Origin of the sequence: Nitrospira sp. (assembly GCA_029194535.1) — a bacterium.
Classification (GTDB): Bacteria; Nitrospirota; Nitrospiria; order Nitrospirales; family Nitrospiraceae; genus Nitrospira_C.
In genome coordinates this window covers 1,255,743-1,267,620 of the sequence record JARFXR010000001.1, presented here as the reverse complement: position 1 = coordinate 1,267,620, position 11,878 = coordinate 1,255,743, and the positions used below count along the sequence as shown (strand labels likewise).

Annotated in this window: 11 protein-coding genes; 1 reads left to right on the top strand and 10 read right to left on the bottom strand. The window is 62.8% G+C overall.

The window, feature by feature from the left end:
- Positions 1-36 precede the first annotated feature (36 nt).
- The gene (locus P0111_05790; GenBank protein ID MDF0643521.1) at positions 37-1,461 is read left to right on the top strand and encodes a glycosyltransferase; all 1,425 of its coding nucleotides are present in this window, start codon (positions 37-39) and stop codon (positions 1,459-1,461) included.
- Positions 1,462-1,563: 102 nt separating this feature from the next.
- Here the strand turns inward: P0111_05790 and P0111_05785 are convergent, their stop codons facing one another.
- The 10 genes from P0111_05785 to P0111_05740 all read right to left on the bottom strand — a co-directional run bounded on the left by P0111_05785 (position 1,564) and on the right by P0111_05740 (position 11,868).
- Positions 1,564-2,703 (bottom strand): DegT/DnrJ/EryC1/StrS family aminotransferase, encoded by a 1,140-nt coding sequence (locus P0111_05785; protein MDF0643520.1) that lies wholly within the window; start codon positions 2,701-2,703, stop codon positions 1,564-1,566.
- Between the two features lie 16 nt (positions 2,704-2,719).
- Positions 2,720-4,342 carry a Gfo/Idh/MocA family oxidoreductase gene (locus P0111_05780; protein MDF0643519.1) on the bottom strand — a complete coding sequence of 541 codons (1,623 nt, stop codon included), beginning with the start codon at positions 4,340-4,342 and terminating at the stop codon, positions 2,720-2,722.
- 52 nt (positions 4,343-4,394) lie between these two features.
- Positions 4,395-5,600, bottom strand: coding sequence for an L-2-hydroxyglutarate oxidase (lhgO, locus tag P0111_05775; protein MDF0643518.1), 1,206 nt, complete (start codon positions 5,598-5,600; stop codon positions 4,395-4,397).
- 48 nt (positions 5,601-5,648) lie between these two features.
- Positions 5,649-6,179 (bottom strand): UpxY family transcription antiterminator, encoded by a 531-nt coding sequence (locus P0111_05770; GenBank protein MDF0643517.1) that lies wholly within the window; start codon positions 6,177-6,179, stop codon positions 5,649-5,651.
- Entirely contained in the window at positions 6,163-6,783 is a 621-nt protein-coding gene (locus tag P0111_05765) for a winged helix-turn-helix transcriptional regulator (protein ID MDF0643516.1), read from the bottom strand. The genes P0111_05770 and P0111_05765 overlap by 17 nt, the downstream gene beginning before the upstream one ends.
- Before the next feature lie 71 nt (positions 6,784-6,854).
- Positions 6,855-7,541 (bottom strand): hypothetical protein, encoded by a 687-nt coding sequence (locus P0111_05760; protein ID MDF0643515.1) that lies wholly within the window; start codon positions 7,539-7,541, stop codon positions 6,855-6,857.
- A 254-nt stretch (positions 7,542-7,795) separates the two neighbouring features.
- Positions 7,796-8,839 carry a putative lipopolysaccharide heptosyltransferase III gene (gene rfaQ, locus P0111_05755; GenBank protein MDF0643514.1) on the bottom strand — a complete coding sequence of 348 codons (1,044 nt, stop codon included), beginning with the start codon at positions 8,837-8,839 and terminating at the stop codon, positions 7,796-7,798.
- Between the two features lie 2 nt (positions 8,840-8,841).
- On the bottom strand, positions 8,842-9,957 hold the full coding sequence (locus P0111_05750; protein ID MDF0643513.1) for a glycosyltransferase family 1 protein: 1,116 nt from the start codon (positions 9,955-9,957) through the stop codon (positions 8,842-8,844).
- Entirely contained in the window at positions 9,941-11,092 is a 1,152-nt protein-coding gene (locus tag P0111_05745; GenBank protein MDF0643512.1) for a glycosyltransferase family 4 protein, read from the bottom strand. Before P0111_05745 ends, P0111_05750 begins: the two co-directional genes overlap by 17 nt.
- Positions 11,092-11,868: a glycosyltransferase family 2 protein gene (locus P0111_05740; GenBank protein MDF0643511.1), complete on the bottom strand. Its 777-nt coding sequence runs from the start codon at positions 11,866-11,868 to the stop codon at positions 11,092-11,094. Before P0111_05740 ends, P0111_05745 begins: the two co-directional genes overlap by 1 nt.
- Positions 11,869-11,878 lie beyond the last annotated feature (10 nt).

Genomic DNA, 11,878 nt, shown 5'->3' with positions numbered 1-11,878 from the left:
GGGCTCATCTTCATCGTCGGATCACTTCGGATCACTATGGGCAGCTATGCAGCGTGGGTGGCGGGGCAAGCGGGGTCGCCGCCGGTTCCTCGGCTGAAACGCCTGGCCTGGATGCTCCAGCGCCGCGCCCCATGGCTCCATGGACTTGCCCGCCGGTGGCATTACGACTCCATTAACCCGTCGATCCCCTCCCCGATGGCGGCGCTCCTCCGGCGCATCCCGCCGAACGAGCGTCCCGCGCCCGACTTCAGCAAGTTGCGCGTGCTGCACTGCATCGGAGGTTTGATTCCGGGAGGGGCCGAACGGCAGCTCTGCAACTTCGTCGTCGGCGCAAGCCGGCGGGGCCTGGAACTCCGGGTGCTGACGTTGCGCGAATCCGTCGACGACGATGCGCACTATGCCGATCTGCTCCAGCGGGCCGGTATCCGGGCCTTTGCCGCGGGCGCCGACTTCAACGCCGATTTCATCCGCAAGCTCAAAGCGAGGCCCGGTGCGCTTGAGTTCCTCAATCAGCTGCCGGTCTTCTTCCTCCCCTATACGGTCGACATCCTGGGAGAATTGCTGATCGATCCGCCCGATCTCGTTCATGCCTGGCTCGACCACAACAACATCTGGGCCGGCGTCGCCGCGCTGCTCGCGGGGATTCCGCATATTGTGTTATCCACGCGCAATGTGAATCCGAATCACTTTCCGTATCTGGCCCATCCGCTCTTCAAGCCGTGGTACCGACTCCTGGCCTCCTTCCCGCAGGTGCGCTTCATCAACAATTCGCATCCGGGCGCCGAGGACTATGCGACGTGGCTGGGCGTGGAGGTCGATCGCTTCCGGGTGGTGCACAACGGCGTGGACTTCGACACGGTGGTGCGCCCGAATCCCGATCGAGTCCGATCGTTTCGAGACGAGGTGCGGCTGCCGTCCGGCGCCCCGCTCGTCGCCGGCGTATTCCGGCTGAGCGAGGAGAAGCAACCGATGGTCTTCTTCGAGGTCGTGCGACGGGCGATGAGCCGCATCCGCAACCTCCACGCCGTGGTGGCCGGCGTAGGTCCCTGCGAAAGCGAATTGCGCGAGGCCGTCGCGCGGCACGGCCTCTCCGATCGATTCCGATTGCTGGGCAGGAGAAAAGACGTGGAAGTCGTCATGGCCGCCGCCACGGCCCTGCTCCTGGCGTCGCGGCAGGAGGGCACGCCCAACGTCTTGCTGGAAGCGCAATGGCTCGGCTGTCCCGTCGTCGCCACGAAGGCCGGCGGCGCGACGGATGCCGTCAGTCACGACCGGACCGGCTTGTTGTTGGAGGTGGGGGATATCGACGGCTTGACCGAGGCCCTGCTGTCGTTGTTGCTCGACCGGGCCAGACGCGAACGTCTGAGCGAGGCGGCGCCGACCTTCATTGCCGGACGCTTCGGTTTGGACCGCATGGTGGAAGAAACGCTGACCGTCTACCGACAGGCCCTGCAGCCGTAAGGCCACGGCTCGGAGGCTGACACCCCTCCCCGCGTCTCGGAGACCGCGACACCTGTCCACGCGCCTGCCTTCGCCAGGCTACGGCGGGAGCCGGTCCCCACATCACATCCGATAGAAGCCGGCGACGCCTTCGACGACTTCGGCCTGCTGCTCGGCGGTGAGTTCCGGATAGATCGGGATCGCGACGGTTTCCCTTGCCGCACGTTCCGATTCCGGGAAGTCGCCTGCCTTATAGCCCAGGTACCGGAAGCATTCCTGCAGATGGAACGGCACGGGATAGTAAATCTCCGCGCCGATGCCCTTCTGCTTCAGATGCGCGATCAGATCGTCCCGGCGTTCGACCCGCAGCACGAACTGGTTATAAATGTGGTGGTGAGGCTTGCCCGACGCGTGATAGACGGCTTCGGGCAGCTTGATCACACCGCGCTCGACCAGGCCGGTTTGCCGAAACAGGGTCTCATAGCGCCGTGCGTTGTCCTGCCGGCGTTTGGTCCACCCGTCGAGGTAGTTGAGCTTGACGTTCAGCACGGCGGCCTGGATGGTGTCGATGCGGAAGTTCCCCCCGATCAGTTTGTGATGGTACTTGGGCTTGCTGCCGTGGACCCGCAGCACCCTGAGCCGCTCGGCCAAGTCCGCGTCGTTTGTCACGACCATGCCCGCGTCACCGAGGCAGCCAAGGTTCTTGCTCGGGAAGAACGACAGACAGCCGACCGTGCCGATGCTGCCGGCACGCCGGCCGTCTTTGTATTCCGTGCCGATCGCCTGCGCGGCGTCTTCAATCACCGCGAGCTTGCGCCGCGCCGCCAGATCCATGATGGGGGCCATGTCGGCCGACTGCCCGTACAGATGCACGGGGATCAGCGCTTTGGTCTTGGACGTCAGCGCTCCTTCGATCTTGTCGGGATGGATGTTGAACGAGCGGGGCTCGATATCGACGAACACCGGCTTCGCGCCGAGCCGCACGACGGCCCCGGCCGTGGCGAAGAAGGAATAGGGCGTGGTCACCACCTCGTCACCCGGGCCGACGCCGAGCGCCATCAGGGAAATGAGCAGCGCATCGGTGCCCGACGACACGCCGACCCCGGCCTTAGCCTGGCAGTAGGACGCGACCCGCTCCTCGAGCTTCGCCACCTCCGGCCCCAAGATGAACGCCTGACTCTTGAACACCTGTTCGATGGCAGCCATGATCTCTTTATGCAGCGGATCATGATGCGCCGCAAGATCGAGTAATGGGACCCCCATATGCCTTCCTTCCTGTTCAGTGAGCTTGCAATCCGTTCGTACCTTTCGCACCCTTCGTATTCTTGCTGAATTTCTTTCCGCAGGTCCGGCAGACGCCCTTGGAGCCCTTGAGCGCGAGCTTCACGCCGCAGGAACACATCCACCCCGTCACCTTCGCCGGGTTTCCGCGCACCAGCGCATGATCGGGCACATCCTTGGTGACGACCGAGCCGGCGCCGATCAGGGCGTAGCGGCCGATCGTGATGCCGCACAGAATGGTCGCATTGGCCCCGATCGTGGCGCCCCTCCTCACCAGCGTGGGCCGCAGCTCGTCCATGCGGGGAATTTCGCTGCGCGGGTTGAAGACGTTGGTGAAGACCATCGACGGGCCGCAGAACACGAAGTCTTCCAGCGTGACCCCTTCATAGACCGAGACGTTGTTCTGGATCTTCACGCCGTTGCCGACCGTCACCTTGGGTCCCACCACCACATTCTGGCCGATCTTGCAGTGCTTGCCGATCCGAGACCCCTTGAGGACGTGGGAAAAATGCCAGATGCTCGTCCCCTCGCCGATGTCCGTCCCTTCGTCGATGCAGGCCGACTCGTGCGCGAAGAACGTCCGCTTCGGCGCGGGGGCCGCAGCCGGCTCCGGTTTGGCCTCGCGATGCGCGTCCTTTTCGAGGGCGTCCTGGCAGCGCTGCAGCACCGAGAGGACGCGCAGCCCTTCCTCACCGTCGGTCCTGGGTTGACGCCTGGTGGCGACGCAGTCGAGGAAATGCTCGCACTCCGTCCGCAGCGGCTCGCTCGTCTCCAGTTCGACCGGACAGGCATCCGCCTTGTTCGCGACAGGGATCTGATTCTTCCAGTCGATCGAATGGGGATAGAGCAGGAGCTTGTCCTTCTTTTCCATGTCGTCGAAGACGGCCATCTTGCGGTCGCCCACGATCACGAGCTTCTGCTCCTTGAAGGGATGCAGCCAAGACACGAAGATATGGGCCCTCACGCCGCTGGGAAAAGACAACAGACTGATCGTGACGTCGGCGATGTTTTGATGGAGGTAGTTGCCCCCTTGCGCCCGCACGCTCTCCGGCATCTCGCCCAGCAATCCGAGAATCACGGAAAGGTCGTGCGGCGCGAAGGACCAGAGAATGTTCTCCTCCCGACGGATCTTCCCGAGGTTGAGCCGATTCGAGTACACGTATTGGATGCGGCCGAGTTCCCCCGCCCGAATCAACTCTTTCAGTTTCAGGACCGCCGGATGGTACCAGAGCAGATGCCCGACCATGAGGATGCGCTGCTTCGTTTTTGCCAGCTCCACCAATTCCCGTCCGTTGCGGACATCGAGGCACAGCGGCTTCTCGACGAACACATCCTTCCCGGCCAGCAGCGCCTCGCGGACGAGATCGCCATGCGTTTCGGCCGGCGTGGCGATCGCGACGGCGCCGATCCTCCGGTCGCCGAGAATCTCCGAATAGGCGGTCACGACCTTGCGCGGCGCGTAGTCGCGGCTCAGCGTGTCCAGCAGCTCCCGGTTGCTGTCGCAGATCGCATCCAGCGCGCCGATGGCATGGAAGTTCCTTACGAGATTTTTTCCCCAATAGCCGGCCCCCACGACGGCCACATGAGGTTTCATGCCCGCGCTTGATGGTGCAATATTCATCCTCACTCCTGGGTTCGAGTGATGTTGACGTCGTCGCTTCGTCTGCCCGCGCTCAGGCTTCAACTTTCATCAGGTCCACCACGTAGTCTGCAAACGGCGCGGAGGAGGTAAAGGCCGGTGAGACGGCATTGAGTACATGCGTGGACCGAGGCCCCGGCTCGACCACAAAATCGTTCAGCAGCTCTGTGGTTGCGGTATCGACTAATTGCGCGCGGATCCCCGGTTCTTTTCCCGACAGCAGATCCCGCCGCTCAAACCCGTCAGCCAGTCGCTCCGCCTCCCGATAAAAACCGGAACGCGAGAGCTTCGTCAGTTCCCTCCAAGCGATAGATCGAAAATGGTCTCGGTTTTTGCCGAACAGCCGGAGCAAATACGCGATCATGGCGAGGCCATCTGTCATGTTTGCGCCGGCCAACCCACGGTATTGCTCTCGTCCGAGTAACGGCAACGCTGATGGGCCGACGGTCACTTCTCCGTCAGGTCGGCGGGTGAAATGCACGCCCAAAAACGGATTCCTGAGGTCCGGCACAGGATAAATGTTTCCCCGTACCTTCACCATCGATTCCGGCCTCAGGCGGTAGAACTGTCCCCGAAATGGAAGGATTCGATACTGCCGCCCCACGCCGAACCGATGCGCGATCTTGTCTGCGTACAGGCCCGCGCAGTTGACTAGATGGCCATAGGCGATGCGCCCATGAGAAGTGATCGCCGTGTTGTCGTCCTCACACCCGTGCCAAGCGCAGCCTAACCGGAATTCGACTCCCTCCTGCCCGGCATCTTCAACCAGCGCTTCCATCACGCGCTGCGGATTCACGACGGCCGTGTCTTTCACGTACAGCGCCTGTTCAAACGTCCTCGCGCAGGGCTCAATGTCCTTGAGCGACCGGCAATCGATCAGCTCCGCACGAACACCGTTCGCCTCCGACCGTGCGTGGAGCTCGCGCAGTGTCGGCAATTCCTCAGCGCTCCGCGCGACGATGACTTTCCCGTTTTCGTTCAGGGGAATCTGTTTTCTCCTGCAATACTCACGCATCCGTCTGTTGCCTTCAACGCACAGACGGGCCTTCAGCGTTCCGGCCTTGTAATAGACACCGGCGTGAAGCACGCCGCTGTTTCTTCCACTGGCATGGAGCCCCGTGGAGCGCTCCTTCTCAACCAACGTCACCTTGGCGCGATGGCGCCGACGTAACGCGAGCGCGATCGACAATCCTACGACTCCTCCGCCGATCACCACAAAATCACATACTGTTGCGGCCATCAGCCTAGCGATGCTCCAGTAGCCCGCCCGCCCCGATATGCGGACCCATTACGCAGGCACCACGTCTTTGATGTCGATTTCCACTGCCGCAGCCTGCTGGATCAAACGGATGCCCAGGATCAGGCGGTGCCGCTTCTCCTTCCGCAGCAGAATCCCGCGCGCCCCTTGGAGCGGTCCGCGGATCACTTCGACCGTCATGCCCTCGTGCAAATAGGGATGCGGATCGTAGGGCAGCACGCTGGCCATCAATGTCTGCAATGCGCTGATCTCCTCGTCGGGAATCGGCTCCGGTTGGACGCCCCCGCCCACGATGTCCACGACGCCGACCGTCTTGAGCACCGGAAGCTTCTGCTCGGAGGCGAAACGCACGAAGCAGTAGCCCGAGAACAGCGGCACTTCCACTTCCTTCTTCCGGTCTTTCCATTGGCTCAGGCGGCGGACCGTCGGCAGCAGGGGCTCGATGCCCTGGCCGTTGAGCTGATCGCGCACCAGTTTTTCATGGCGCGACCTGGTGCGCAACGCGTACCAGCGGGACCTCTCCGCCCCGCAGTCCGTCGCTCCGCTAGACGGGCCCAACATCCGCCTGTGCCTTTCTCTGCGACGTCAAGACCAGCCTCATCACCTTGTCGGGCGACACGCCGCATCCGATCAATCTCGCCTCGTGAGCGGAGGCCTGATCGAGGTCCGCGATCAGCACCTTATCGAACTCCCATCGACCGATCGCTTCCGGAAAGGAAACCGGATAGGAGAGAAACGAGTCCCGCCGCTCGTCGTCGAGAAACCCCACGCAGGTGCCGTCCATCTCCCGTAGCGACAAGTAGGTCAGCTCAGCCAGCTCACCCGTACCGAAAATGACGAACCGCCGGCCGGCAAGCCGTCCCACGGTCGCCAACATTTCCTTCAACCGGATGCGAATGTCGCGATAGTAGGCCAACGAATAATCCATGTACTCATGCGTCAGGCGAGCTTTTTCCGCGGCGCCCTGCGGCGTGAGCTGGTACCGGACTCGATTGGGGGGAATCGCCTCGATCTCGATGTAGCCCTTGCGGGCCAGTCGCTTGATGTACAGATTGGTCAGGCCGAGCGCCACACCGAGACGACTCGAGAGTGAGCGCTGGGTCAGATGCGCGTTGCGTTCAACTTCAGACAGGAGAAGCAGGTCCCGCTGACCCTGGACGTCCATTCCACCTCCGTGTTCACTTTATGAACGCTCGGAGTCGCCGAGTCAAGGGGTTTGTGGGATCTCCTCACTCGTTAGTCATGCCAGCCGATGACATACTCATCCCGAAGCTTTCGGAAGGAATCCTTTGAGCCGAACAGCCGATAGAAGCAGAGGCGACGGATCCGAGAGATTTTTTTCTTGAACGGAACGGCATCGCCGGCTTCCTTCATCGACCGCTCCAGCTCCAGACGGAATCGTCCGGTTCGCGCCTCGATGTTTTCCGGTGCGGTCTTGAATGCGATCCCAAAGACTACAAACGGGTTGTAGGAGAGCCCTTGGTAGCCGACAATCTTGGCGGGAAAAGGGTCGAGCAGTCTGGCAAAGGCCTCCGGAGTGAACCGCCAATAGTCGCTCGGGTACGCATGAATACCGCAATCCATGTGAGAGGTGACAATGAGGGCGCCCTGGTCCGACAACACTCCTTCGGCCTCATGAAAAGCGTCGAATACACGAAAAATATGTTCGACCGTCGAGACCATGATGACTGTGCCGATGGAGCCTTTCTTGATCCCCAAGCGCGTCGCATCTGCGACACAATCTACGCCGGGACCAGACGTAAAATCAGATCCAATATATTTTCTGCCTGGAAAGAACGGCCGGAGATCTTGATAGGGGTTCCCACCCTCCTGAAGCTGATGCGATCCGATCTCGAAAACCGGCTCGTGACAGTCGAATATTTTCACGAACGCCTGAACCAATAAGCGATCGAGCAGGGTCACTTCATCACCCCTTGATGTGTCCTTGCCGCCGACCCAAGAGAAAACTAGAACCTATCTCAAATTTCATTCATGATGGGATGGGATCTGTGGTCGTCATTCCCGCGCAGGCGGGAATCCAGTCTTTTTAGGTCATTCTGGATGCCCGCTTTCGCGGGCATGACCAGTTCCGACCGGAACACCCATTTTGAGATAGGTTCCAGTCGGTCGCGACAGAGCAATACACATTGCTGCGTTACAATTCAACGATGCAGTTGTCAGCGCAACGCGCCTTTCTGCATCTTCTTATTCAATTCATCCACTGCCGACATGACCTCATCAACCGAGATGAGCCTCATGCAATTCTGCTCTCCTCGATCACACGTCGGATGAAAACAAGCGCGGCAATCCAGTCCCTTGTAGAGTACGGCTGCGGCGGCAGCGCGCGGTCCCCATTCCTTCGGATCGGACGGCCCGAACAGGGCGACGAGCGGCGTCCCGACCGCGGCTGCCACATGCATGGCGCCGCTGTCGTTTCCGACGAACAGCGAGACCCGCTTGAGCACCGCGGCATAGGTCCGCATGTCCGCCTGTCCGGCCAGATTGACCGGGCGGCTCGCAGCCGTACCGCAGATCCGTTCGGCGAGGTCGAATTCCTGCGGGCTCCCTCCGATCAGGACCTGAGAGCCATACTGCTCCGCAAGTCGATCGGCCAGCGCGGCGAACCGCTCCCACGGCCAGGCTTTGAACCAGTAGCGCGCGCCCGGTTGCAACATGGCCAGGGGTTTCTTTCCGTCGACGCCATGACGGGTCAATAACTCCGCGGCGCGCCGCTCTTCTTCCGGGGCAAGCCAGAGGCGCGGCGTCTGGCCGTCGACAACGAGAGGCAACGGAGCCAGGGACGCGAGATCCCGCTCGATACGATGCGACCCCGGTTCGCCTCGTACGACCACGGTATAACAACGCCCACGGAGGCGTCCTTCGTCGTTGAATCCGACACGCACCGGCGCTCCGGTCATCCAGCTCAGCCAGGCGGACCGGTCCGCGTCGGTCAGATCAATGACCACATCGAATCGTCTCCGTCGAAGCTCGCGCAGGAACCGCCATTGGGCGAGGAGCGACCCTCGCTCGAGCGGCAGCACGTCGTCCACGTGCGGATTGCCGGCCAGCATGGCCTCGGTTCCCCGATTGATCACGACGGTCAGTCTGGCGGTAGGATAGGCCGCTTTCAACGCCTCCAGGGTGGGCGTGGCCAGCAGCACGTCTCCCAGATAGCGCAGTTTGATGACGAGAATATTACAGGGCGACATGGTCACGGCCATGGCTACGACACTCGCTCCTGACAGAGCCGTCGGTACAAGTCCAACGTCTGGACCGCAGCCGACCGCCAGGAAAACTGCTTCACACGCGCGAACCCCTTGGCCGTGAGCGAGGCCCGCAGCGACGGATTCTCTAACAGGGAGACCATCGCCTCTCCCAGCGAGCGGGCGTCTTCCGGATCGACCAGCAGCGCCGCATCGCCCGCCGCCTCGGCGACACCGGTCGTGCGGGACGTGATCACGGGAACCCCACAGGCCATCGCTTCGAGAACCGGCATGCCGAATCCTTCGTAGAGCGACGGGAAGACAAACTGGTCCGCGTAGGTATAGAGCAGCTGGAGGTCCGCCCGGCCCAGCCGGCCCGGACAACAGACGCGAGCCGTGAGTCCATATTCTTTGGCCGATTCATCATAGGAACCGAAGGCATGATCGGTCGAGCCGACCAGCAGCAGGCTGTGCCCCTGCAACGGCCGCCGCATCAGGCTTGCCGCTTCGAGAAACCGCCGATGGTTCTTGCGCGGGTCCGCGCCCCCGATGAAGAGCAGATAGGGTTTGTCCGGAAGCCGGATTCTCGTCCGCAGCTCGGCCATCGCCCGATCATCCCGGCGCGCCGCAAACACAGCGGCGACGCCGTTCGGAATCACGGCGAGCCGCTCACGCGGCACCCGATAGAGTTCGCTCAGCTCGCGCGCGGAGAAATCCGATACCGTGACGACCATCCTGGCGCGCCGCGCCGTGCGCCTGGCCTTCATCGAGGCCAGCCGCTGGCCCAGCACTTTGGTCGAGTATTGCGGAAACCGCTCCAGCCAGAGATCGTGAATCGTCACGATGCCTCCGTGCCGCCCGGCCGTGTGAAGCTTGAAGTTGGTGCCGTGATACAGGTCCAGCCGGTCGGCCCGTCCGCGCCGGCGCATCGCCCACTTGGCCGATTCGACCCAGGTGATCCGGCCGCCGGTCCGCCAGGACCGTACGTCTTCCGGCAGGACCGAGCCGGGCCGCAGGTATCCGATGAATTCGACGTTGTCCAAACCGGCCAGCATGGCCTCAAGCAAATAATAGGTGTGCCAGCCGACCCCGCCACGGTCGCCGATGATGGGGCTCGCATCAATGCCGATCCGCATCTCGGCCTCTCCCATATTCGGCTGCCGCTTCACGATACATCTGTTCGAGATCCGCAACCGTCCGGCCCAGGTCGAAGCGCTCCCGCGCGCGGGCGAGCCCTTTCGCTCCCATCCGCGCGCGCCTCGCCTCGTCTCCCAACAATTCGATGACCGCGTCCCGCATCCCGTCCGGATCGCCCGGCGCGACCAAGAGTCCCGTCTCTCCATGCTCGACCACTTCCGGCACACCGCCGGTTCTGGTCGCGACCACGGCCTTCCCGGCCGCCATCGCCTCGACCAGCGCGATGCCGAATCCTTCCATGCGAGCCGGATGCACGTAGAGGTCGAGCGTCTCGAGAAAGGGCCGGACCGGATCTTGAAACCCGACCATGTGGATTCGCTCGGCGATTCTCAGTTCTCCCGCCAACGCCCGCAGCGACCCGCCATGGACGGGCTCCGCGGTTCCGGCCAACAGATAATGGACGTCGGGATGAACCGCGAGGATGCCGGGGAGCGCCCGCAACATCACGTCATACCCTTTGCGAGGAAACAGATTGGCCGCCGTACCGAGAAGCAAGGCGGAGTCCGGAACGCCCAGCCGTCGGCGGACCGCCGACCGATCCGGTATCGCCTTGACCGGACGGGAGAAATCAAGCCCGCTGTAGACCCTACGCAGCCGCCGGGCTTCCACCCCACCGGCTTTCAACGAGTCGGCCACCTGATCGGAGATGGCGATGACCCGATCGATCCGGTCGAGCTCATAGCGGCGCACCTTATCAGGCTCGATCTCCTGGCGCACGTGGGCGACCACCGCTGGAGACGCGACGGTCCCTCGTAGCGCGCCGAGCGCATGCGGCACCCACCAGATGTCGTTAACGTGCACGAGGGTCGGACGCAGGCGATCAATCACGTCGCGCAGTCCGCCCACGCTCCGCCACCGTATGATGGGTGAAAACCATTTTCGCCAGGGGACCAGCGCGAGCGGATGTACGGTGAGATCGGCCTGCTCCAGCAGGGCCCGGAACGGTCCTTCCGGAGGACAGACCACATGGGGGTCCCAGGCACGCCGATCGAGCCGCGCCAGCACCGCCAGCAGGTCATGCTCCGCGCCGCCGACGGCGCCGATGCCGTGAACGTACAGGATTCGCCGGGCCACTAGGCGAGACCCCGAGAAGTCGCGGGCGTTCTCCTCGCATCCCACAGCTTCGCATACTTGACGAAGGTGTACATGCTGGCGAAGAGGCACACGATCAACCCACGGACTCCGTCCCGATAGCCTCGCTTGAGCAGATAAGTCTTGAAGAAGACGACCAATGGACGAGCCAGGAGATCCCGGTGCCGCACGGTCCGGACCGTCTTGCCCTTCTCGCGCGCGGCCAGCGTCGTATAGAGGCCGAACTTCCGGAAGTGGTCGTCGATGCGGCGTTCGGTCTGGTGTTCAAACGGATTGACCAATTTGCCGACGGTTCCCCGCACGATCAGATTCTCGTGCACCGGCACGTCGTTGTAGGCCGCCGTTCCCTTGCGGACCAGGCGAATCTGATAGTCGGGATACAGCCCGGCATGGCGGACCCAGGCGCCGTAGTAGAAGTTCATCCGAGGGATCTCGTAGGCGACCGGATCTCCGTCCTTCCACCGGCTCACGAGCGACCGGATCTCCTCCGCGAGCGGACCGGGCACCCGCTCGTCCGCGTCGACGATGAGGATCCAGTCCGACGAGGCTCGCTCCATGCCGAAATTCTTCTGGGGCCCGAAGCCGGGCCAGGGTCGCACCACTACGTCGGCGCCTGTGGCGCGTGCCAGCTCGACCGTCCGATCCGCGCTCTCCGCATCGATGACGAGGCGCTCCGTGGCCCAATCGAGCGACGCGAGGCAGTCGGTCATGTTGGCTTCCTCGTTCTTGGTGATGATCAGCGCGGTCACCGTCGGCACGGGCTGCTCC